Raw genomic sequence first — 24,169 nt, 5'->3', positions numbered from 1 at the left:
AATCAATTAATTACTGCATTCGTTTGTCTTTTGATAATAATTATTATATAATTTGTTTAATTAAAGACTATCATTTAGATGATAGTCTTTTTTATTTATTAAGTTTGCTAGCTTTTACGAAATAATTAAATTGATTAGCTCAAATATGATTAAGTATCGTATTTAAATCTAAGGAGAGGTGGTCAATGTATGAAAAATGCCAAGAAAAAATTGGTAATCGTTTTGTTAATGGTAGTAATGATAACGGTTGGCGTTAGTGTTCCATTTGAAGTCAAAAGTCCAATGACCGTTTCAGCGAAGCAAATAATACATAAGAAGGCGGATAGACAAGTGATTAAACAAGAAGCAACTCCGGTAGCATATAGTACCGCGCACCAGTCAGCTTTTGATACTGAGTATCAAACCAAATTTATCGCACTACTTAATCGTGAGCGAAATGCACGTGGTCTTAAATCTGTTCATCAAACTAAGGAGGCTCAGGATATTTCCAACCAGCGCATTGATCAAGTTGTTTCAAACTTACCAAGTAGTTATGGACATGATAATAATGATAGTAGGCCATACGCTGAATGCATTGGGCAAGTAAATGCCTTAAGGAATACTAGTGCCGAAGATAGTGCTTATACCATGCTGAACCTCTATGTTTATAACGATGCGCAAACTTTCGATCACCGTCCATGGGGTCATCACAACATTTTGCTTGATCCGAATGTCAGTCAAGTTGGGATTAGCATGAAGAAGATGCCCGTGGGTGGTGCTGACGCTAATGTTGGCTATGCCGAATATAATCAGGTTACTTTAATGTAGTGCTTAAACTCTCTCATGGGGCGTGCTATAATTATGTTAATTTAATAAAGCAGGTGAGGTCATGGGTGAGATAAAGAAGAGAATGAAAGACCGTTTGGACGCCTTCAGTGACGCCATTATTGCCATTATCATTACGGTGATGGTATTGGAATTACCAATCGAGAAGATTGGTGGAAGCGTTGATTATCTAGTGCTCTTTCGGGCCATTGGAATCTATGCGGTCAGCTTTTGTTTTGTTGGCAACTTGTGGTATCAACACGCTCAGGTCTTTAATGACACCGAACGGGTGGCGAATAAGACGGTCGTAATGGACTTGATCTTTTTATTCTTCATGTCGTTGGTTCCTACTTTTACCAAGTTGATGACGGATGATACGTCAAAATTACGGTGATGCTTTACGGAACCCTTTCGTTAATCTTATTAGTAGTCTTTCGGATCATTGTTTCACAGATTGCTGAGGTTAAGTACAGTAAACATTCTAAACAGCATGAAGTTTTCAATTATATTTTTGCACGGAATTTCAACTATTCGATTGCTGCATACGTAATTTTGATTGTGCTTGCTTTCTTCTTCCCCAGAATTGCGTTGGTTCTCTTTATCATTATTCCAATCTGGTCGTTTGTTGAAAACAGCCATGAACATGGAACATTAAGCTTAGCTACGCGAGGAATGGAGGAAGGTCGAATTCAAGTTCCCGAATCAGTTAAGAATCTATCTCCTGACCAGAGAAAAGCTTTACGAGCAAAACTGGCATCCACCATTAAAGCTTCAAGGGGTGCTAAGGATGAAAGTCAAAAACGTGAAATTTGGTCTCAATTTGCCGAATGGGCTGCGGATCAAAGATAAATAATAAAAAATGAGCACCTTAGATATCAATCTAAGGTGCTCATTTTGTGTCTGAGAAGGATGAAATTTGTTAAATAGTACAAATTGTAAATTCCAACATTTTTCTTTCAACTCACATTGTATGGTAGAATTTAACTAAAGGTAGGTGTTAAAAATGAATAAAAATGCATTTACTAGTCGTATCAGTTTACTTTGGACCGCAATGGCAATGATTCTGTTTGGAACCAGTGTTGTTGAGGGAATTCAAGAAATTATTTATGGCTTTCCCATTGGTTGGATTGATTGGGTCCTGATCATTTTGAGCGCGATTTGTATCGTGGTTTGGGCAGTTTCCCTATTTATCAAGAATCCAACGATGGCCATTGCTGGTGAAATTACTCAGAAACAACGAGTTTGGGGTGGAGTTGTAACCCTCATCGTGTTCTTGTTAGTTATCATTGGAATCTCCCACCTCTCCGTGATGTGGACTGATTTGATCCTGATTCTAGGCTTTATTGGTTTTCTGCTTAACGAAGTGTGGACGTTTAAAAAGTAAATTCGAAAAAAGATCCATTCCAAATCTTAGTTGGAACGGATCTTTTATTTTGACTCTATTTAAAAACAAAAATTGAAATAATAAGGAAGAAAAGGTAGGCAACAGCCGGGATGGCTGTTTTTCGCATGACCTTACCTTCTTCGCCCTTCAGCCCAACTACGCCACTGACTGAAACGATGTTATAAACACAAATCATGTTACCAACGGCGGCTCCAATCACTTGTCCGGCTAAAATAAGATACTTGTCTAGTCCAGCATCGATGGCTACATCGGCCTGAATCGACGAGAAGGTTAGTGTTGAAACGGTCGTACTACCTGTCACAAACGAACCAACAGCTCCTAAGATTGGAGCGATTGCTAGCCAAACCCCATGGAGATGAGTTGCCATGAATGACGCGAGATATCCTGGCATACTGTCAAGGTTAGCTCCGTTGAAACTCGTGTTCGTAAAAACTTGGACCATGATTAGAGTGACAATTAGCGTCAAAATGGTCGTCTTCATGGATTTAACGACACCCCATGCCTCTCTAGAAAAGGAGCGAAATGACTCTTCTCGTAATAAGACCGTTAATAACGCCACGATCAACAGTACGGTTCCGGGTGACGCTAGGAGAAGCCAGCTTGAATCGATGGCTTTAAAACCCAGAATGTTCGTGAGTGACAAGTTAACATGAGTATTTAACCAGTCGTGAATTGGACGGATTAGTTTGGGGATGACCAACAAGACAACCACGAGAACGTATGGCATCCATGCGCGCACAAGTGAAATGTTAGTTTTGGGTTCTTTGATAGTAATTTTCGGTGATTGTTTCCACGGATTTTTCTTAACGTCCTTGGGTAATAGAATGTTGAATTTGATACTCAGAATTGCGATCACCAGGGCGATGATGGGACTGATAACGGAGGTTAATTCGTATCCCAAGAGTAATTGACTACCAATATTAGAAATGGAATAGACAAGACCAATGGCTATGCACCATGGGGTTACCTGTAAGACTGACTTAAGACGATTTTGAGTGTGTTGATTAGGAAGAAGAAACACTAACATGACAATTAAAATCAGTGGTACCAGAGTTCCGCTGATTAGTTCTAGGTTAGCGATTTTTAATCCTACTTTGCCCGTTTCAGCGGTGCCAACCGTGTTACTTAATCCAACCGTTAGCGGCGTTCCCACGGCCCCAAATGAAGCAGCGGTGGAATCGGCCACCAGTGCTAAGACGATTGACGAAAGGGGCTTGAAGCCTAAAGCGATTAATAGGGGAGCTGTGACCATTGCTGGAGCACCAAAGCCAGAAACACCCTCGATTAATGAGCCAAATAAGAAGACAATTAGGATTGTCTGGAGGCGCATGTCAGTGGTTAACTTGGTAAAACCAGCATTGATGCGGTCGACTGATCCAGTATACTCAAGGGCTCGGAGTAGTAAGAGAGCTCCGAGTAAAATCCACGCAATTGTTAAACTCTTGTGAAAGCCTTGAATGGCTGAAGCTGCAAGAGCCTTCAATGGCATTTTCCAGATGAATAGACTAGCTAAAATAACAAGTATTGCCGTTACACTCATTCCTTTTAGTGCTGGCATGTTTAAAAATCCCAGCAGAATAATTGGAATTAGTATCGGAAACATTGAAACTAATAATTCCATAAATGTTTTCTCCTCTTAGTGTTTTGCGGTAAACGATGTCTTGTAACTATTATACATGAGTCAACGTTTTCAGGCTAAGTAGCTATGAAATAAAGGCTGAGAAAACAAAAACTAATCAACAAAGATTAGTTTTCTATATTATTTCGTTATCGTTTTACAACAACTTTACCCATCATATGATGTGATTCCACCATACTAGTTGCTTTACGAAGATTTTTTGCTGAAATCGGAGTAATTGTTTTAGTGAGGGTACTCTTTAAAACACCTTGATCCAGTAACTTTCCTATTTTATCTAGAATTTCATGTTGCGTAATCATCGCTGGAGTTTCATACCAAGATTTTTCGTACATCCATTCCCATCCAAATCTTACCATCCGCGACTTTAATGAACTAAAATTAAGGTTTCTACCTGATCCAGTTGTAGACACAATGCTTCCGTTTGGTCCAATTAATCTTGTAATAGTTGACCAATATGCATCTAAATTTACTAGTTCAAGAATATAATTAACATGTTGAAAACCCAGGTCATGGACTTGATCAACGATACTGTCATGGTAGTCAACTACGTGGTCATTGCCGTGATGCAATTCCCACTGCTTTGTAGTTTCATTTCCAGCAGTAGCGATGACAGTTAAGTTTGCGAGATGTGCCAACTGGGTTGCAACAGATCCTACGCCGCCAGATCCATTAATGATTAAAATAGATTTAGATTTGTTGTTCTCTTTGTCATCAATGTCGATATCCATTTGTTCAAACAGTGATTCCCATGCGGTTAAACTCGTTAAGGGCATGGCAGCACTTTCTTCAATACTTATATTCTTAGGTGCATGACCCACAATTCTTTCGTCAACTAGTTGGTACTCACTATCACTTCCGGGTCGCTTATATGATCCAGCATAGAAGACCTTATCTCCAGGCTTAAAAAAACTTACCTCTGATCCTGTTGAAACCACCGTTCCATATGCATCCCATCCCATTATTTTAGGACTAGCAAGTTGCTTTCTTTGAGAGCGTCTAGTAAAAACGTCGACTGGATTAACTGAGACAGCTTCAACCTTTACTAATAAGTCATGTGAATTTGGGGTGGGTACCTTAGTAGTAAATTCAAACAAACTGTCTGGATTTTTAATTGATAAGTATTTAGTAAAACCAATTGCTTTCATATCTTTTTCCATAATATAATCTCCTTATTTACATTTACTATTAATTTTAAGGAGAAAATTATGCTTTACAATAATGTAATTTTTGTTACTAGGGAACAAAATTTTCACTTTACTACAATAAGAATATTATTTTTCATATTGCTCATTACTTGCGGCATCATACAATTCACCCCCCATTTTTCCATTTCTATAATTACGGGATGAAGCGATTTACCAAATTTGGTAATTCGATACTCAGTTTTTGGTGGCATAACTGGGTATATTTTTTTCTTAATAATATGATCTCGTTCTAATTCTTTTAATTGTAATGCCAGCATGCGCTTGGAGCATCCATTAATTTGTTTATTTAGATAACTAAACCTAACCACCTTATTTTTAAATAAATGGTATAGAATGACACTTTTCCATTTTCCGGAAATTATTTGAACGGTACTTTCAACTGGACATCTATCTGGAAACTTACATGAATGTTTATTATTCATTAAATTTACTTCTCTCTTTGGTTTTGAAAGGGTTACTTTTCATTCCTTACTCACATTACTTAGTATACGTCAAATTACTTGAATTCTTTTAAGTGAAAAAAATGTAACCAAGTTATTTAATGTTACTAGGATACAAAATTTTCACGATTGTAAATTAATTAATTACTTTTACAGTTATTTATGGATTTAAAAATTTATAAAAACTGTAGAGGAGATTTTTTTATGGAAGTAAATGATAGATACTATCAACTGTGTGTTCCAGATCAATTAAATGGTTATACTTGTATTTCAATGGGATTCTTTAAGGATTCTATTTATAATATGGTAATTGAAATTCAATATAGACTTTTAGGAGAATTAATTAAAAGACATCATGTCGAGGATAATAATTATGTTAATCCTAAACCGTATCAGCCAATTTTTACTAGAAACAATGAAGAGTTATCAAAAATATTGATTAATCGATTTATGGATCTTCAGTCTCGGTTTGGAGATCAAAATACTCAAATTATCATAAAGCGAAGTATAGATTTATTACAATTTATAACTAATACTCATGACACTTATAAATTAATTAATTCAACTAAATCATTACTGCGATTATTAAATTCATATATTCATTTTCTTTGTGAACGTAAGGATGAATATGTTTCGTATGATAATAATAATGATAGACAGGTTTGGACTATTGACTTGTCTAAACCAGACAGTAGGGATGGTGAATTACATTATCAGAAGCTTACGAATAATCAATTCATTAATTTAGTTAGTCTCCTTGCTCAAAAAATACGTCATCAAAATAGAAAACCAACAATTGATGAATATTTATCATTTCAAATTGCATTTCAAATGATAAATTTACGTGGATATGCTGAGGCACCAATTGTTCCATGGGGTAATTCGGGATTTAGAAAAGTTCAAACGCAGGCATCAATTACGGATCCTGGTCTGGGGCACATTACTGGGACCGCAAGTGATTTAGCATATATAAAAGGGACCAATGTTCATATTGAATTTTTGGAGCGTGGAAAAGTAACGAATCGAGAACGGGTTGAACCGTACAGACTGCCAGATTTAAGGACCATTGGCGAGGTAAAAATGCTAATTGGAAGAGATACCTCTGTTTCTAGTTATGTTGGGAGACCAATGTTTGAAGATACTTTTGATAATTCGTTTATTAAGTCTGTGCATACAATGATTGCTGCATGTTCGTCAATTTTTATTGATGGATTATCTGAGTGTAAAATTGCAATTGAAAAAATGACTTTTATGCAGGCTGTAAAGTTTATGAAGGCAGTTGCAGCAAATGTAATTAGGGATAGTACTTTGCAAGTCTTAGCCGCTGCTTTTTGTATTAATTATCCAATCATTGATGATCGGCCTGAAACCATTAAAAAAAATAATGGAAAACCACAAAAAGTTACTGACCCAATGAAGATTGCTAAATTAGGAATTAAAATTACTGAATTAGGTAATTTTGAAAAAGTAACTTTTGATGGAACGGCAAATTGGTACCCGAGTGATCCCATTATGGAACAATTAGGATATAAAAATTGTCTGAAATTAGTTCACTTAGCTCATCAAAAAGGCTTACTCACTTATTTTTCCGCTGGATTTAGATTTAGACATTTAAATGAAATTGTCTTGTCTGGAACAGACGGAATTGGTTTAGGTGGGGCTCAAATATTAAGGTTTATGGATAAACGAAATGGTAATCAAGGTCCATTTAAAGAAGAAAATATCTTAAAAATATTAAAGTTAGATAAGAAAGCAGCAGAAAGTCCACTAGGTGAGGGAACACAATTATTGTGTAGACTAGATAGAATGTTTTATGAGTTATCGTTACCAGCTAAATTTTTACCATTTCGTAAGCAGTTGTATGAAGCGCTTTATAATAGGAATTTCAATGAGGTCAAAGCTATATTAAATAAATGTCATGAGATTGTGTCCATGAAGGACGATACTGCTCATCCTCTAGTAGAGTGGGCTAATAGATTATTAAATAATTACAACATTTGTATTGCTTTTATGCATATGAGTTCGGATAAAGAAAATGTATTTTTGAATGAATTGTCCGACTGTGTTGCCAGAAAAGATTATGATCAATTAAAAAACATATTATGTCAGCTAAAATTAGAATATTAGAAAAATAGGGTGTCCCTTACTTAAGGGACGCCCTATTCTGATTAATCATTTTTTAGGTATTTCTTTTCGTAGTGATGATACAACAGATAACCAATTACCCCGAAGATGACGGGTCCAACTACCATCCAAATGCTACTTACGTAATTCCCACTCAAAGCGGGAGCGATGATCGTAAAGATGATGGCAAAGCCAACCGTCAGCATGACCACACACACTGCGATTTTAGCAATCAATGGATTCTTATAGAATACAAATGGCTTTTTGATTTTGGAATTAGCTTTAAACCCGATGAAGGCAAATGCGATGAATAGGTACGGAATGACCATCGCCACGTTGGTCATCTGAACCAAAATATTGAAGAAAGCTTTAGCACTTTGTCCCCCAAAAGAAATGATCAAGATGAACGCAATTACAAGTAGTCCTTGGATCATCATAGCGTTTCCAGGAACGTCGTGCTTGTTGATCTTGGTAAAGAATTTCGGCCAAATCTCTTTGGGGGTTCCCTCCACAATCGTCTTGATTGGTGAAATGATGAGGGTAATGAAAGCCCCACTTAAGGCAAGAAAAATGGAAATTCCAACGTAACGACTGACCCACATTCCAATCTCAACTGAAACGCCGTGAGAGAAGTTGAGTGCCGTTCCCAGTTGGTAACCAAAGTTGTTCATAATGATGAAAGGTACGTTAACCAGGTTAATGTTGTGGTGTGATCCTAGAACTTGGCCCCAATTAGTGAAAGCACCAACCATGAAGATTCCGATGGAGTAAACCACCGAGATGGTTAAAGCTGAGATCGTGATTCCTCTTGGAAAGGTCTTTTCGGGCGTCTTGGTCTGGTCAACTAGTCCGCCGATGGTTTCAAGGCCACCGTACGCAAAGATGGCGTAAACGACGAATCCTAAAACATTAATTAGTGAATCGTACTGGGGATTAGGGGAAACTAGGATGGCTTTCCAAGACAGTGGTTGGAAGGTATGACCATTAATTAAGAGAATAATGGCACCACCGACAATCAGGATAACGTTGGTCAACATGGCCGCAAAGCCACCAATGGAAGTAACTTTTTGAATCTGATTGATTCCACGGGTGGCAATAAAAGTGATTACAATCATTAAAATCACAGCCAGAATTCCAATTGTTTCAACACTTGAGAGGCCAAACAAGTGACCGTCGGAGGTCTTATCAACCCCGATGATTGCATTTGAGAGTGGGACCCAGATTGCTGAACTGGTGTTAACCATCCAAATAATGGCAGAAGCATACCACATTGAAATGCCTGTAAAAGCAAACTTGGGATTGACTGATTCACTCATCCAAGTGTAGATGCCACCATGCTTTTTGGAAAAAGCCGCGCCAAATTCCGCAATCATAAACGCGAACGGGATGAAGAAACAGAGCGCTGCCAAGATATACCAGATGATTGAGGCATACCCCATTAAGTAGAACGCTCTGGAAATGTTCGCTGATCCGAAGACGGATGTAAATATCATTAGAACTAACGCAAATAATGATAATTTTTTATTATCCATCAAATGTAACCTCCAATTTCTTAAAGAATTCTTAATAGTATAAGTATAACAGGATTAAGCTCATTTGTGGGACAAAAAAAGAAATTCATTTCTGAATTTCTTATTTTTTGAATTGAATTTTAACGTATTCACGGTATTTTGGTAGCTTCTTAATCAGCTCTTCATGCGTTCCGTGACCACTAATTTCACCATGATCAACGAAGTAAATGTCATCTGAATCGACAATGGTACTTAAGCGATGGGCAATGATGAGGGTCGTACGACCCTTCATTAGTTGACCAAGCGCCTTTTGAACCATGGCTTCTGACTGGGAATCTAGACTAGCGGTTGCTTCGTCTAACATCAGGATCTTAGGGTCTCTGAGAAAGGCACGAGCAATTGCCAAACGTTGTCTTTGACCGCCACTAACCTTAATACCACGTTCACCAACTTGAGTTGAAAGTCCTTCAGGCATCTCTTTGACAAATCCTTCAGCATAAGCAAGGCTCAATACGTGCCAAAGTTGGTCATCTGTAAACTTTTCGTTTAGTCCATAGGTCAGGTTATGGCGAATGGTTCCGGCCATAATGGCTGAATCCTGACTAACTAGGCCGATCTGGTGGCGCCAATTGGAAAGGTTAATGTCATCGATGTTTTCGTTTCCAATCGTGAGTGTCCCAGACGTTGGCTGATAGTAGCGTTCAATCAAACTGAAAATGGTAGATTTTCCACCTCCAGATGGTCCCACAAACGCCGTGGTCTGGTTGGGTTTAGCGACAACGTTGACGTTCTTTAGCACTGGCTCGTCAAGGTCATATGCAAAACTTACATCGTTTAAACGAAGTGTTTTTCCACCAATGTCGTCTGAAAAGCCGGAGGCAAAGTCCTCTTCCGGTTCGGTGAGTAACTCTCTGACGTGTTCGGTGGAACCGTTGGCCTTGGAAAGGTCGGTAATGAATCGACCTAGCATACTAACTGGTCCAATGATTTGGAACAGGTACATTAGAAAGGCAAACATTGTTCCAATTGTCATGGCCCCGATTGCGACTCGATGAGCACCGTAGGCTAGGATTCCAACGATCATGGCCATCATGACCGTATTCAAGATGGGACCAGCGATTGAATCATAGACGGATTCTTTTAAACCAACCCGATATAGGTTGTGAATTAAGCTGGAACCAGCCTTGGTTTCATATGGTTCGGCGTTTGATGACTTTACCAGACGAATCTCATTTAATGTTTCTTGAGCTTTCCCACTAAAATCAGCCATTTGGTCCTGTCTGGATTTTCCAATCTGACTGGATTTTCTAATGATCGGACGCATGACGACCATGACAATTGGAATGGCAATGAACATGATTAAAGCCATTCGCCAGTCCATGATCAGCATGATAATCAGAGCTCCAATTAATTGGAAAATGGACGTAATGGTATTGGGAAATGACACTGATAACAGGTCTTTAATCTGGTCAGAATCACTGACTAACCGCGAAATCATCTTCCCGGTTTTTACACTATCGAAGTAGTGGACGTTTAATTTGACCATTTTCTCCCACAGTAGTTCTCGAAGGTTGGCCACCACGTTTTCACCGAAGAAACCCAGTAGGGTCCCTGATCCAGCGTTAATTAATGCACTTAAAATGAATAATACGATCATGGCAGAGACTAGTAGTAGACTAACTCCCTTAGCAAAGTCGTTAACCATGACCTGAGCAATCTTTGGCACCGTTAGTTGGGCTCCCGTTGCGATGAGCCCCAGAAGAAGACCAACGACCAATTGCCAGTAGCGGGGTTTGGTTTCACGAATTAGGTGAAAGAACCCCCGAAAGTTAAATGATCCATTATTTTTTGCTTGTTTCTTCACGTTATCACCTCTTAAATCGTAACTACTATCATATCACAAATCGACTTACTTGAAACGAATATACATTCCGCTTATCCTTACTGTAGAAACATATTGAGAGGAGTTCTCATCATGGAATATGAATATTATACTTTAAGTAACGGGATGCAAGTTCCAAAGATTGGCTTTGGAACATACCTGTTAAAGGGCTTTGAAGGTGCCACGGCAATCACTTCTGCCATTCATAAGGGTTACCGTTTAATTGACACTGCCTATAACTACGAAAACGAAGGAGCGGTTGGACGTGGAATTGAAAATTCAAACGTTCGTCGTTCTGATTTACTGGTAACTTCCAAGTTACCTGGTCGTTACTACGATCGTAAGAGTGCGATTGATGCCATCCAAGAGTCCCTTTACCGGGCTAATTTAGACTACTTTGATATCTACTTGTTGCACTGGCCTAATCCTAAAGAAGGCAACTACGTCGAAGCTTGGCAAGCACTAATTGATGCTCAACAATACGGTTTAATCCGGACGATCGGTGTCTGCAACTTCTTACCTGATTACCTTGATAAATTGGTTGATGAAACGGGCGTTATGCCAGCCATTAACCAAATTGAACTCCATCCATACTTCAACCAAGCCGACATGCGTCACTATGACGACGAACATGGCATCTTGACCGAAGACTGGAGTCCACTTGGTCGTGCTAGTGAAATGTTGAAGAATCCAGTTCTAGTTGACATGGCTGCTAAGTACCACAAGAACGTTGGTCAATTGATCTTACGTTGGGAGATTCAGTTAGGGACACTTCCAATTCCTAAGTCAGCCAACCCTGGTAGACAAAGTGGGAACCTTGACGTCTTTGACTTCGAGATTACGCCAGAAGACATGAAGACCATTGCTTCTTTGACGAAGCCTGATGGCCGAACCCATAACCAGGATCCAGCAACTTACGAAGAATTTTAATTAATGCAAATTAAAAGAGACTCATGATTGAGTCTCTTTTTTTATGGATTGAATTTAACTGAGAGCTTCTAACGAAATTTGAAGCCGTTGAAGCAGTTTTTCGGAATCATCGGGAATTTCCATGGCTTCCTTAATGGTTTCGTGACACAGAATGGTAATGGCCCATCGTTTGGATGGCAATTGAATGATCGTTGAATCATCGAGGTTTTTCTGATTGTGAAGAATGTCCATCTGAATAAACTCAAAGTATTCACTTTCGGAGCTGTCTTCTAGAAACGAACGGGCGGCATTGACGTAGTCGGCGGGTTTTAACTGGTTAAGCCTTTTCCCAGCAAACGGCCGATGGATCGTTGATAGGACCATTCTTCTCGTGTAGTCGTAACCACCTTTGAGGGTAATGAAGTACTTGTAGTAAGCTCCCCGCGATATCTTGGCATCCTTGATGATTCGAGCCACTTGAGCGTCGGCTAACGGATGGGCGGAGAATTCATTGAGAAGGGCAGCATTGATGCGCTCTTTTTTGGCCTGCGGTAGGTTTAAAAAGGTTGATGATGGCATAAAAAAGTCCTCCGTTCAATGTAATAACTTAATTATACCCACATGTTGACACGGTGTTAACTGCTAATTTACCATAAATAGATAATGAGAAGTTTTAGTAGGAAAGGAATGGATCGTTTTTAAATAAAAAGACCGGACGTTTCCGTTCGATCTCCCATAATTACGTTTAGTTAGGCAAAGATGTAACCAAATCCACCGGGACCAACGTGGGTCATGACGATGGGGCTGGTTAAACGACAGGTCACGTCAATATCTGGTCGAGCTTCCTTGATCTTAGCTGCGATCTTCTTGGGTGCGGTCCCATCATCAACGTAGGATAGTCCAACTTCGGAAATATCCTTGTTATTAATGATTTCATCGGTCACTTGATTAGCGATCTTGGTCATCTTCTTCAGACCCCGGCATTTATACTTAAGCTTCAAGGTTCCCTTGGTTAATTGAATCACTGGTTTAAGTTGGATCAGTGATGAAATAAAACCAACGGCTCGGCTGGCACGACCACCTTTAACCATGTAGTCAAAACTATTGATAAAGACGTAGGTCATGATGGTGGGTACAAACGATTTTAAATTATCCATGATTTCGGCAACGGATTTCCCTTCATTGGCTAATTTTTTAGCGCGCATGACGGCAAAGGTGAGGCCGCTATCAGTTGAATCACTGTCAAGGACGGCGATTTCACCACCAACCTGTTTAGCAGCGGTTCGAGCGGTTTCCACCGTTCCACTTAAGACTTTAGTGAGATGAATGGAAATGATCGAAGCGTCGGGATCTGCCTTTTGGATTTTTTCGTATGCCTCAATGAACTGACCCAAAGACGGTTGACTGGTCTTAGGAAATTCTTTATCGTTTGCAAGGTGATCGGAAAATTCCTGACGGGTAATGTCAACGCCATCCTTATAAGTTTTACCGTCGATGGTAACCTGAAGTGGTACCACCGTAAGATTATTTTTTTTGATTTCATCTGGTGTTAATTGAGCAGTTGAATCGGTAACAATGTGAATCATGTGTTTCTCCCTCCAATTAACGTTTCGTTAATTTGCCTTATAGATTTTAATTATAGTAGAAGGACTAAATTTTTCCCAGTTAAAATTAAATTTAATTCCACTGGAAGTCTCAACGCCGCAGTGTGTTGCTAATCAGGGCTAACTAAGTGCGGTTACACAGTATGTAAGGTGTAACCAGTGCCACTTACATTATAAAAATTATAAATTAAAAAAATAAGTAGCTTTTTTGTTATAAACAAGATATAACTATAAGTAGGGATTAAAAGCAGAGGAGTTACATTATGAAAAATAAAATGAAAATTTTGTTGACCAGTGTTGCTTCAGTGCTGGTAGCGGGTTCAATGGTAGCTGGAATAGTTGCCAAAAAACGAGATAGTGAAAAGAAGCGTGCTTCTAAAAAGTAGGCATTGCTGATTATCAAGGGATTTCAACTACGGTTGAGCATCCCTTTTTATTATGGTCGCTATAGCGTGAAAAAGTTAGTAAAGATCAGAAAATGGGAAAGTGAGGCAAATAAATGGTAAAAGGAAAACAAAAAGAATTAAGGCTTAGTACGGTTTTAATTTATTCGTTATTACTGAATACTGGGTCATCATTTATGTGGCCACTAACGACGGTCTACATGCACAATTATCTTCATGAGTCACTGACAACCGCGGGGATTGTTCTGTTTGCCATGTCAATGTTCATGATTATCGGTAATTATCTTGGTGGGTATCTCTTTGATCATTGGTCACCTTATAAGACAGCCATCATCAGTGTTTTGATCACAATGGCTTCAATTGTCACCCTGATCTTCTTCCATGGTTGGCCAATTTTCGGAATCATGCTCTTACTGTACGGTCTGGGAAATGGATCGAGCATGACGTTATTGAACTCGTACGCTTCGATGATTACGTCCAAGAGTACCCGCTACGTCTTTAACTCATTATACGTCGGATTAAACCTAGGTGTCGTAGTTGGGACCGCACTGGTAGGATTTTTAATGAAGTACGGAATTTCGGTTGTCTTCATCGTTGCCACTGGCTTTTACATTGTTTTATTATTGATGACCATTTTTGAATTTAACATTAAGTTACATCGTCCCGTACCAACTGCGGTAAAACGTTCTGAGGACGATGATGTCGTTCAACAAAAGAAGAATCGTGGACTAAAACTCATCTGGCTAATTTGTATCATGGTTTTCTGTATTTATATGAGTTATACCTTATGGGAAAGTGTTATGTCAGTTCACATGACCCAACTGGGAATTTCATTTGAAAATTACAGTTTTCTGTGGACGATTAATGGACTCCTGATTGTCTTCATTCAGCCCATTATTAATAAGATCGGATCCCGCTTCAAGATGAGTCGTCAAATTGCCTTTGGGGTAATCATTTTCGGTCTCAGCTTCTTTATGTTAATATTTGCTAAACAATACGCCGTATTCGTAATCATCATGGTCATTTTGACCTTTGGTGAAATGAATGGGTTACCGGGAATTCCGGCTTGGATCGATACGTTGGCGGATTCCAGACAAAAAGGGAAGTTTCAGGGACTCTTTAACATTTTTATGTCCCTTGGAAGAGCCGTTGGACCTCTTTTTGGCGGTTTAATGGTGGAGTTCTTTAACTATCCCGCACTATTCATTGTATCCGGCGGACTGATCTTGTTGGCGTTGTTCTGTGTAATGAGCGAAGCAAGAAAGTTGAGTAGAACACAGAAGGATTAGTGAGGTGAACTATGGTTGACACTTATTATCAAGATACAATTAATGTCTCTGATGCACATCAAAATAATTTAAAACACGTTAACGTAAAACTACCGAAGCATGAGATCACCGTTTTCGTTGGTGAATCCGGTTCGGGTAAATCATCGTTAGTATTTGACACGATTGCGGCCATGTCGCGTCGTGAATTAAACGAAACGTTTCCCAGTTTTTCGCAGCAGTATTTGCCTAAATACGGACAACCCCATGTTGGTGACATTAAGAATCTACCCGTCGCAATCGCGATTGAACAGAAGCAACTGACAGGGAATGCCCGTTCAACCCTTGCCACTTACACGGGGATTTATTCGTTACTGCGGTTACTTTTTTCACGAGTAGGAAAACCGTTTGTGGGTTATTCGGAGGTCTTCTCGTTCAACCTGCCGCAGGGGATGTGTCCATACTGTCAGGGATTGGGTTACGTTGACGAGGTGGATGAATCCAAATTAATTGACCCAGAAAAGTCTCTCAATAATGGTGCCATTACTTTCGTTAGTTTTGGACCAGGAACCTGGCGTTGGCGTGGTTATGGCTACAGTGGGTTGTTTGATAACGATAAGCCGATTAAGGATTACACTCCAGAAGAGTACGACTTGTTGATGCATGCACCCCAACAAAAGTTGTATAATGCTCCGGCTTACTACAAAACGAGTCAGTATGAAGGGGTCGTTCCGCGGATCAAACGTTCCATTATCAACAGTCGAGAGGGGAAGCATCATAAGGAAGCCATCAGCGAGATCGTTACCCGTGAGGTTTGCCCGGTATGTAAGGGAGCCCGACTCAATCCCCGCTCTTTGAGCGTTAAAATTAATGGATTTAACATTAATGATGTTTCGCAGATGGATTTGGTTCAGTTTCTGGACTTTCTCGATTCAATTAAAGATAATCTGGGGGATGAAATCATCCGGGGTCTCGAGTCCAAGATTCAACCCTTGGTGGACATTGGACTGGGCTATCTGACCTTAGATCGAACGACCAGCACGTTGTCTGGTGGTGAAGTTCAACGGATCAAGATTGCTAATCATCTGACGAACTCGTTGTCGGACATTTTGTATGTCTTTGACGAACCCAGTGTCGGGTTGCATCCCCATGACATTGCGTTGATTAAAAAGGCGATGATTAACCTAAAAAAGAAAGGTAACACCATCTTCATCGTTGATCACAATCCAGAAATTATGTCGATTGCGGATCACGTTGTTGAAGTGGGACCTAAATCAGGAGCTGACGGTGGAAAAATTACCTTCTCTGGCACTTATCCTGAAGTCTTGGATTCTGACACGCTTACCGGAAAATGGTTGCGGGCTCCACATCATTTTGCCAAGCCCCTTAAACCAAAGGGCTTTGTCGACCTAGAACACGTCCACATGCACAACATTGATGACGTAAGTGTTAAGGTACCAACGGGCATTATGACCGTCCTATCGGGGGTAGCTGGTTCTGGAAAGAGTTCACTGGCTGAGGCCATGAAAGACCGTCTAAACGGTGATTACGTGGATCTGACTCAGAAACAAGCTGGGATCAGCATTCGATCCACGCCGGTGACGTACCTCAACATTTTAAATCCAATTCGAAAGTTGTTTGCTAAGGCTAATAACGTTTCTACGCAACTCTTCAGTTACAATGGCAAGGGCGCTTGTCCTCGTTGTAAGGGGAAGGGTGTTACCATCACCAACATGGCATTTATGGATCCGGTGGTTCAGACCTGTGAGCTGTGTCACGGCAAGCGTTACAGCCAGGAAGCACTTAGTTACAAGTATCACGGAAAAGACATTGCCGATGTTTTGTCGATGTCCGTTGCCCAAGCAGCCACCTTTTTCAAGGATGTTCCTGAAATTGCTAATCCATTGAAACAGATGAACGAAGTTGGTCTAGACTATTTGGCCTTGAATCAGGCCCTGACGACGTTATCTGGTGGTGAATTACAACGACTACGGTTAGCTCAGATGTTGGAAGAGAAGGGGAAAATTTACTTTCTTGATGAACCAACGGCTGGTCTTCACATGAACGACACCCAGCGCCTTTTGAAGTTATTTAAACGGATGGTGGCAGATGGTGATAGTTTAATCATCGTGGAACATAACCTAGACGTAATTAGTCAAGCAGACTGGTTGATTGACATGGGACCAGGAGCCGGAATTTACGGTGGAAACGTTCTCTATAGCGGCATTCCAGAAGGATCGGAAAAGGTTCCGCAATCCTTTACTGGTCGTGCCTTGAAGAAATACATGTTACCTTATAAAGAAAGATAAACCAAAAGAGCGCTTCTCATAATGAGAAACGCTCTTTTTAAGTTTTAACGTTAGAATCCGATGTAAGACTGGATTTTAGCAGCCAGCATGTTGAAACCATCTTGAATTGTCGTGATGACTTGTTGGATGTCATTTCGGTTATTGTTATCAATATGACTTTCAATTTCTTTTTTGGCGTTATCGATAGCATTTTGAGCTTTTTGGTTAGCATCATTACTACCAGTATTTCCACCATTATCGGCGTTATTTTGTGGTTTGCTGTTATCAGAATTGTTTGCTGGGGTACTATTATCCGCATTATTGGCGGGTTTGTTATTGTAATTTTTGACCACCACGGGTGGATTTTGTTTAACTTGTTGTTGAGCACTTTTACCGGAATGATACAGGCCAAAGATCCCTAGCAGAATGATAATGAGAAAGATGATGACAATCCAGCGAAACCAATGGTGCTTCTTTTTGGAGGGAGCTGCCTGGTTAGAAGTAACACGATCGGCGTTTGGTGAAACGACCTGAGCACTAGGAGCGTAAACCAGATTATAGTTAAGCGTTCCCCTGGCAAACGTCCCATTGATCTTTTCGGCTGGATTAACTGCCACGACCCGACCAACGTTGGCTGGATAGTCGACGTTGCGCTTAAAGGTAACGTTAGTGAGGTAGCTCACGGCATTTTGATCTCCGCTAAGTCCTTGGACAACGTAACCGTTTAAATCGGGGATTTCGATGGAAAATCCCTTTCCCGGTGCTCCCGAGTATTTCAAGGGGTTGGTAAGGATTTGATCGTTCTTATCGACGACGTTAATGATTACATTACCAACGTTTCGATCCATCCGACTACCAACAGTTTCATTATTCATTAGTTAAGTACTCCTTTAGTAGTTTATACTAATTATCTTACCATGATTCGTTAATCTGGCAAAAAGAATCCAACTTTGTTAACCAGAGGGACGGGGAAGATCAACTGTCGATTAGTTCTCCGAAATGTGATACTATATTTAATGTAAGTGATAGTTATTAACTATCAGACTGAATATTGAGAGGAAGAATGACATGAGCGAAAAAAAGATGATTAAAAAACTCGATGACATTAAAGATTACGAAGACAAGATGGCTGATTTAGTATCAGCAATTTTGACCGACCAACCTTGGGAACAAACTGACGAAGTTAGAAACGTTTACTTCTTGGACGTTTCCGATTTTGGTAAAGATCTCCAAGACGTTTTGGACCAAATGAACGTTTTGCGTGACCAATATGATGAAACCTTACACTCATACTTGGGTGTTCCGTTCATCCCATATGTTCCACTATCAAAATTAACTGATGCCGCTTTTAAAACTTTAGTTGATGTTGACCCAACCGACAACATTACTAAGACAAAGAAGAACAGTGTCTTTGTTGATTCACGTGTTATTGATAGTAAAGATGGTAAGCACATTAGCTTGGACTTACAATTTAACGAACAATAATAGCATTAAAAAGAGCTCTACATGTTAGTGTAGAGCTCTTTTTTTGTATTCGATATTATAACTATTACGGATGACTATTTACTTTGAGCTTCTTTTTCCTGAGCTGCCTGACCCAAAAGGTTGAGGTAGTTGAACGGACGATCAAAGTTTGGTTGAAACAGCATATCAACCATAGCTAAATCATCGATGGTGTTTTCGTTTTGAATGGCAACCGAAAGGACGTTGGCTGACTGCGAAATGTCATACAAACTGGTTAAGGCCCCACCCAAAATTCTACGGGTATCAGGATCATAAACCAGTGACATCAGGACGGGTGTCGTCGTTGGCATGAACTCAGGACGATAATTATCCTCGAGAATAACCTGGTGTGCATTAATGCCCTGAGCTTTGGCAGCACTCATGGTCAAACCAGTTGAAGCCAAATTCCGGTCGTACAACTTTAAACCAGATGAAGATTGAGTGCCCATGTACTTCTCGGTATCTTTTTCAATGTTCTTTCCGACTAAAATTCCCTGACGGACGGCATTGGTAGCGAGTGGAATGTAGGCGTTCTTGTGGGTCGGATTGTAGTGGACGGCAGCACTGTCACCCGCAGCGTAGATGTCCTTATTTGATGAGTGCATGTAGTCGTCGACGATGATTGCACCATTTGGCAGCATTTCAACTTGCCCCTTTAGTAAGCTGGTGTTGGGCTTGAAGCCGATGCACAGAATGGCAAGATCAGCGGTGAATTCGTCACTAGTGGTTTTGATTGAAACTGTGTCACCATTGTCGGTGAACTTTTGGACCATTTGGCCACCTTCGAATTTAACGCCGTGATCTTGATAGTCTTTTTCAACAATGTCGGTGAATTTGGGATCATAGTATTTACTTAAAACTCGATCCACACCATCGATTAAGGTGACTTCATGACCAGTCTTAGAGTATGCTTCGGCTAGTTCGGCCCCAATGTATCCAGCTCCGATGACCGCAATATGCTTAGCGTCCTTGGCATCATCAAATAAAACCTGAGCGTCTGTCCAGTTCTTGCAGAGGCGAACGTGATCATTATGGATTCCTTCAATTGGAGGAACAATTGGCAAAGAACCACTGGTCATGACCAGTTTATCGTAACTCTCAGTTTTATTTTCACCGGAGTCAAGATCCTTTACGGTGATTTCTTTTTTGTCGGAGTCAACGTTAGTTACTTCGTGTTTCATTTGAACGTTAGCACCTAAACCCTTTAATTCTTTTGGATCAGAGTAGAAGAGACCCTTAGGATCCTTGACTTCACCACCGAGATAAAGTGCAATTCCACATGAGAGAAATGAGATGTTGTCATTTTTTTCATAAACCGTTAAATCATAATCGGGATGTTCTTTTAAAATCTGCTTAACAGCAAAAGTTCCCGCATGAGTACAACCAACAACAATAATTTTCATGGTATGACCTCCTAAATCCAAAACTTAATGTATCAATTAGGGATAATCCTACCAGATAGTATTGTGAAATGCTAATCAATTGCCGTTTATTATTTATTTTTAATTATTTCTTAGCGGTAGCCTGCTCGTCCTCGTATTCCCGCGCTCTTTTGATCATGGTTTGATAGACCCGCGATACATCCCGGTCGGTTCCCCGCAGTTCGTACTCGGCGATTTCGGGAACGTCAAAACGTTCGGCGTATCTTCTGGCGGTGAGGCAAAATTGAATGTTAAAATTCCGGTTGCCACTGCCGACAATTCCCATGCAGTAATCAGCGTTGTGATCGTATGCTACGTACTCGCCCATGGTATTGGTCATGAGTTCTTTGACTCCATTGTCAATCCCGTTTCCTCCGTCTAGATAAGTTGGGACAAAAACGAAATAAGGTGACTTTTCGTCGGCAAAGTCACTTTGATCTGAGATTTCGGTGAGTTCAATGAGTGGTTGATCAGAATTTTTTTGGTGCTGGTCTTCAGCGTAGTCTTCTAGATTTTCGACAAAGTTTCGGGTGTTTCCAGCAATTGAGATGTATAAAATGCGAATTGTTTTAATGATAATAACCTCCTAAATACGAAAAATAATCACTATTAGTGTAACCTTTAACAGGTTTAAATGCACAAAATTTTCGGAGTTGATTGGAATCAAAAAGCGTCTGGAATTGATCATCCGGACGCTTTTAATTTATTTTCTTTTTTTGAAGATCCAAATTACGATTGAACTAATTATGAGAATGAGGATTCCAATGATACTAGCAACTGAGCCCAGGATTAATCCCGGAGTCTGATACCTTAGCCGAATCTGATGTTTGCCAGCTGGTAGGATCGCACCGACAAAACCGGTATTGACCCTTTGAGTTGGGGCTGGTTTTCCGTCCACAGTGAGTTTCCATCCTGGTGAATAGGGGATGGATGTAGTCAGAACGGATTTTTTCGGATTGGTACTGATTCCCTTGACTTCATCCCTTTTAACCCGTAGCTTCTGAAGGCGATTGCGTTGTAACTTGTGGATCCGCTGCTCGTATGAATTGCCGAACGGAACGGCGATCAAGCGGGCGTGTTTGAAGTTTAGTCGTGAGACACCGTCAAAGGTCAGTTTGATCTGACCCCGTCGTTTTGGAGAATAACCCAAGTTAATGAGAACGTTCTTTTTCTGAGCATAGTTAGAAAGATTATCCCGTCCATATTGAGAATATCCATTCTTCATTCCCTTGGTAGCGGCGTTAAACGAGTATTGATTGATAAATGGAGTATGAAGATTTTTCCTCATCTGGTTTAGTTTCATCATCCGGGTGTAGGGTTCGTTCTTAATGGCGTGTTGCCTTTCGACCATCGCGTTTTTGGCGTCGGTGGTGTAATCATGGCTTTTGATCCCATCTAGCTGTAAATAAAGTTCCGCGTTCTTAGTGCGATTAGGCTGTTTAAGCTTAAGGAAGTATGGAATGGGTTTACCAAGCACATCCTTGGTCATGACGTGTAGTCCGTCTGCGTTTTGCTTCTGAGTCTCAGTTTCTAGTTCGACGTTTTCATCAAGAATTTTTTGTGCCGTATCCGGTGACGTGTGGTTAATACTTGGTTCGCTGTACTCGACCCGTTTGGAATTGTTGGTAAAGGTGGTTAATTTATCAAAATTATCTAACGTTTTTTCGTAATCGGGTTTTACTTCGTAATCAAGCTGCTTTTGCTTATCGTTCAGTTTAGCTGCAGGAATCCCCCTTACGGGCTTAGTAACGTGAGCTCCACTAATCATTGACTGTTCGCGTTCCGTTGGTGAGAGAGCTTGATACTGCTTGTCTGATACCGTTTGTTCCTGCGTGTAAACCAGGGGAAGGGCGTTCTTATTTTGGAGGACAAGCGTTCCATCTGGTTCTTTGTCGTCAACGAGAGGATTATTGGCCGTAAACAACAGTGGTTTACGGTCTTTACCCTTAACCGTCTTGAAACCAAATGGTTGCGACTTATCTTGCTGACCGTTTCGAATGAAGAGGTACTTAACGCCCATGAGGTTATCTAACGTTGTCCGATAGTCGTTTTGGGCAACCGGTGCGTTGAAGGTCCTTTGGTTGTTTTGAACGGAACTTTCTAGTTGACCGATAGCCCCATTTTCCACCGTTAAGTATGATGAAATGTCATGTGTTCCAAATAACATGGGGATGTTGGTGTTGATGTTGGAGTAGTTTGATAAATTAACGTCGTTCCGACCAGCATAGTGGTAGCGATTGCCAAGTGCGGTTCGCTCACCCTTGAGGCGGGGTTCGACGTACTTGTTGGCACCATTGTAGAAGTTGTTAACGAAATTAGTGGCAACCTGCTTGTTAAGCATCCCCTTTGAAAAGCCGGAGACGTTGGGACTGTAGTACCCAACGCCAAGGGAGATCAAATTGACGACTAAAAGCCCGGTTACACTTCCCATGGTCAAGCGTTGATTCCAGTGAAAGAGCTGACTGCACAGAATTATGCCGACTAGTACTAACAGTAAAATAATTTCGCCGTAGTCATGCGCACTTAATTTCATAATAAATCCACGAGAAGCCCAGATGATTATGATCAATCCGATGGTAGCACCAATCATAATTTCAAGGTCCCGTTTTGAGAGGGTAGAAATGTGCTCGGCAAAAATGGTAGCCGCCAGTCCGATTGGCAATAGTCCAAGGCAGACCCATCGATTTGATGGGGTGGAAATGGCATTAAAAACCGCTCCAAAAGCGGGAATTAACGCTCCAATGAATACGACAATGAGGCCATAGTTTAGATAGCGATACTTTTTGAAATGAGAGAGCGTGTAAACAATTCCCAAAAAGCTGAGACCGCTAATGCTGATGATGAGCCAGAAACTAATGGTTAAATATCCGTTGCCGAGAATTTTACTTGGGATCGAGAGATAGTAGTAGAGGGGATAAAAGAGATAGCCGTTCGCGAAGTTTGAGGTGATTCTGGTCGATTTCATGGCAAAGAGTAGGGTTGGAACAAAGATGACCGCACTGATCAAGATTCCAGACAGAATGGCAGCTCCCATCTTGACGACTGATTTGACAAAGTGAAAGTCAGGATCTTTCCGGATGCTTAAATACCTGATAATGACGTAAATAATGCTGCCGAGTCCAATGATGTAGGCAAAGTAGAAGTTACTGAGAAAGGTAAGGGCTACCGCCAACATTAAGGGAAGCATTGAGTGATTGCGAATGATCCGTTCCACGCCGTAACAGATCAATGGAAAGAAAATCATCGGGAGAATAAAAAAAGGATGGTGCATCCCTGCATATAACGAATAGCCAGCAAACGTATAGGTGAGGGTGCCCAAAACCAGACTAATCTTTTTAAAGTTAAATTGGTGAGCAAATAGTAAAAAGGCTAGCCCGGCTACGTAGAGACGCAAGATCACCAGTAGTCCATATCCCAGCTCCAGTAAGTGATCGGGAAAGAGGACAATGAGATAGTTAAAAAAGTCTCCAACTACGTAGTATGAGAAGCTGGTTAGCTGATCGGCCCCCAGTCCAATGTTAAACGACCAGTTCGTAAAGCCATGGCTGGGATGAGCTAAGAATTCGCTCAGCATGTGCTTGAAGTTGATGAGGATGGGATAATGTTGGGCAATTCCGTCCATTCCCCAGATCAATGAATTGCCAGTCAGGTAAAAAGTCCAAACGTATGCCATGGTAATTACAAAAAAGATAAGACTATAAAAGAGCCATGCTGGGCATTTCTTTATTACTTTGTTCATGATGCAAATTTCCCCTATGTATTATT

At 40.5% G+C, this 24,169-nt stretch carries 21 protein-coding genes; 10 read left to right on the top strand and 11 right to left on the bottom strand.

Going from position 1 to position 24,169, the window contains the following annotated elements; genetic code table 11:
* Positions 1 to 189: 189 nt before the first annotated feature.
* The 4 genes from FC73_RS05340 (at position 190) to FC73_RS05325 (ending at position 2,188) form a co-directional block, all read left to right on the top strand.
* The gene (locus tag FC73_RS05340) at positions 190 to 807 is read left to right on the top strand and encodes a CAP domain-containing protein (protein ID WP_010023020.1); all 618 of its coding nucleotides are present in this window, start codon (positions 190 to 192) and stop codon (positions 805 to 807) included.
* A 61-nt stretch (positions 808 to 868) separates the two neighbouring features.
* Positions 869 to 1,198, top strand: coding sequence for a TMEM175 family protein (locus tag FC73_RS05335; protein WP_050780932.1), 330 nt, complete (start codon positions 869 to 871; stop codon positions 1,196 to 1,198).
* Complete coding sequence (locus FC73_RS05330) at positions 1,195 to 1,653, top strand: hypothetical protein (RefSeq protein WP_147299374.1); 459 nt, start codon at positions 1,195 to 1,197, stop codon at positions 1,651 to 1,653. The genes FC73_RS05335 and FC73_RS05330 overlap by 4 nt, the downstream gene beginning before the upstream one ends.
* A 154-nt stretch (positions 1,654 to 1,807) precedes the next feature.
* The gene (locus tag FC73_RS05325) at positions 1,808 to 2,188 is read left to right on the top strand and encodes a hypothetical protein (RefSeq protein WP_010023019.1); all 381 of its coding nucleotides are present in this window, start codon (positions 1,808 to 1,810) and stop codon (positions 2,186 to 2,188) included.
* 55 nt (positions 2,189 to 2,243) lie between these two features.
* On the opposite strand, the gene FC73_RS05320 is transcribed toward FC73_RS05325, so the two are convergent.
* The 3 genes from FC73_RS05320 to FC73_RS05310 form a co-directional block, all read right to left on the bottom strand.
* Complete coding sequence (locus FC73_RS05320) at positions 2,244 to 3,830, bottom strand: L-lactate permease (protein WP_010023018.1); 1,587 nt, start codon at positions 3,828 to 3,830, stop codon at positions 2,244 to 2,246.
* A 146-nt stretch (positions 3,831 to 3,976) separates the two neighbouring features.
* Positions 3,977 to 5,005, bottom strand: coding sequence for a zinc-binding alcohol dehydrogenase family protein (locus FC73_RS05315; protein ID WP_010023017.1), 1,029 nt, complete (start codon positions 5,003 to 5,005; stop codon positions 3,977 to 3,979).
* 92 nt (positions 5,006 to 5,097) lie between these two features.
* Entirely contained in the window at positions 5,098 to 5,475 is a 378-nt protein-coding gene (locus FC73_RS05310) for a winged helix-turn-helix transcriptional regulator (RefSeq protein ID WP_010023015.1), read from the bottom strand.
* 222 nt (positions 5,476 to 5,697) lie between these two features.
* On the opposite strand from FC73_RS05310, the gene FC73_RS05305 reads away from it, so the two are divergent.
* Positions 5,698 to 7,620 (top strand): hypothetical protein, encoded by a 1,923-nt coding sequence (locus FC73_RS05305; RefSeq protein WP_010023014.1) that lies wholly within the window; start codon positions 5,698 to 5,700, stop codon positions 7,618 to 7,620.
* Positions 7,621 to 7,661: 41 nt separating this feature from the next.
* Here the strand turns inward: FC73_RS05305 and yjeM are convergent, their stop codons facing one another.
* On the bottom strand, positions 7,662 to 9,149 hold the full coding sequence (gene yjeM / locus FC73_RS05300) for a glutamate/gamma-aminobutyrate family transporter YjeM (RefSeq protein WP_010023013.1): 1,488 nt from the start codon (positions 9,147 to 9,149) through the stop codon (positions 7,662 to 7,664).
* 100 nt (positions 9,150 to 9,249) lie between these two features.
* The gene (locus FC73_RS05295) at positions 9,250 to 10,992 is read right to left on the bottom strand and encodes an ABC transporter ATP-binding protein (protein ID WP_010023012.1); all 1,743 of its coding nucleotides are present in this window, start codon (positions 10,990 to 10,992) and stop codon (positions 9,250 to 9,252) included.
* Positions 10,993 to 11,103: 111 nt separating this feature from the next.
* Here FC73_RS05295 and FC73_RS05290 point away from each other — a divergent pair, with 111 nt between their 5' ends.
* Positions 11,104 to 11,940 (top strand): aldo/keto reductase, encoded by an 837-nt coding sequence (locus FC73_RS05290; RefSeq protein WP_010023010.1) that lies wholly within the window; start codon positions 11,104 to 11,106, stop codon positions 11,938 to 11,940.
* 54 nt (positions 11,941 to 11,994) lie between these two features.
* Here FC73_RS05290 and FC73_RS05285 read toward each other — a convergent pair whose 3' ends face one another.
* Together FC73_RS05285 and FC73_RS05280 are read right to left on the bottom strand one after the other, a co-directional pair.
* Positions 11,995 to 12,498 (bottom strand): TetR/AcrR family transcriptional regulator, encoded by a 504-nt coding sequence (locus FC73_RS05285; protein WP_010023009.1) that lies wholly within the window; start codon positions 12,496 to 12,498, stop codon positions 11,995 to 11,997.
* Between the two features lie 170 nt (positions 12,499 to 12,668).
* A complete protein-coding gene (locus FC73_RS05280) occupies positions 12,669 to 13,505 on the bottom strand; it encodes a DegV family protein (RefSeq protein WP_010023008.1) in 837 nt (278 codons plus the stop codon).
* Positions 13,506 to 13,786: 281 nt separating this feature from the next.
* On the opposite strand from FC73_RS05280, the gene FC73_RS07120 reads away from it, so the two are divergent.
* From FC73_RS07120 to FC73_RS05270, 3 genes are all read left to right on the top strand, one after another.
* Positions 13,787 to 13,909 (top strand): hypothetical protein, encoded by a 123-nt coding sequence (locus FC73_RS07120; protein WP_010023007.1) that lies wholly within the window; start codon positions 13,787 to 13,789, stop codon positions 13,907 to 13,909.
* Between the two features lie 113 nt (positions 13,910 to 14,022).
* Positions 14,023 to 15,216, top strand: a complete 1,194-nt coding sequence (locus FC73_RS05275; RefSeq protein WP_010023006.1) for an MDR family MFS transporter — start codon at positions 14,023 to 14,025, stop codon at positions 15,214 to 15,216.
* An 11-nt stretch (positions 15,217 to 15,227) separates the two neighbouring features.
* On the top strand, positions 15,228 to 17,501 hold the full coding sequence (locus FC73_RS05270; protein WP_010023004.1) for an ATP-binding cassette domain-containing protein: 2,274 nt from the start codon (positions 15,228 to 15,230) through the stop codon (positions 17,499 to 17,501).
* A gap of 50 nt (positions 17,502 to 17,551) precedes the next feature.
* Here FC73_RS05270 and FC73_RS05265 read toward each other — a convergent pair whose 3' ends face one another.
* On the bottom strand, positions 17,552 to 18,355 hold the full coding sequence (locus FC73_RS05265; RefSeq protein ID WP_010023002.1) for a hypothetical protein: 804 nt from the start codon (positions 18,353 to 18,355) through the stop codon (positions 17,552 to 17,554).
* A gap of 193 nt (positions 18,356 to 18,548) precedes the next feature.
* On the opposite strand from FC73_RS05265, the gene FC73_RS05260 reads away from it, so the two are divergent.
* Positions 18,549 to 18,965, top strand: a complete 417-nt coding sequence (locus FC73_RS05260) for a hypothetical protein (protein ID WP_010023001.1) — start codon at positions 18,549 to 18,551, stop codon at positions 18,963 to 18,965.
* A 74-nt stretch (positions 18,966 to 19,039) separates the two neighbouring features.
* Here FC73_RS05260 and FC73_RS05255 read toward each other — a convergent pair whose 3' ends face one another.
* From FC73_RS05255 to FC73_RS05245, 3 genes are all read right to left on the bottom strand, one after another.
* The gene (locus FC73_RS05255) at positions 19,040 to 20,386 is read right to left on the bottom strand and encodes an FAD-dependent oxidoreductase (protein WP_010023000.1); all 1,347 of its coding nucleotides are present in this window, start codon (positions 20,384 to 20,386) and stop codon (positions 19,040 to 19,042) included.
* A 103-nt stretch (positions 20,387 to 20,489) separates the two neighbouring features.
* The gene (nrdI, locus tag FC73_RS05250; RefSeq protein ID WP_081454171.1) at positions 20,490 to 20,981 is read right to left on the bottom strand and encodes a class Ib ribonucleoside-diphosphate reductase assembly flavoprotein NrdI; all 492 of its coding nucleotides are present in this window, start codon (positions 20,979 to 20,981) and stop codon (positions 20,490 to 20,492) included.
* 126 nt (positions 20,982 to 21,107) lie between these two features.
* Positions 21,108 to 24,143 carry a YfhO family protein gene (locus FC73_RS05245; RefSeq protein WP_010022998.1) on the bottom strand — a complete coding sequence of 1,012 codons (3,036 nt, stop codon included), beginning with the start codon at positions 24,141 to 24,143 and terminating at the stop codon, positions 21,108 to 21,110.
* Between the last annotated feature and the right edge of the window lie 26 nt (positions 24,144 to 24,169).

This window comes from Fructilactobacillus fructivorans (assembly GCF_001434095.1).
GTDB classification, from domain to species: Bacteria; Bacillota; Bacilli; order Lactobacillales; family Lactobacillaceae; genus Fructilactobacillus; species Fructilactobacillus fructivorans.
This window is presented reverse-complemented; position numbering and strand designations above follow the sequence as displayed.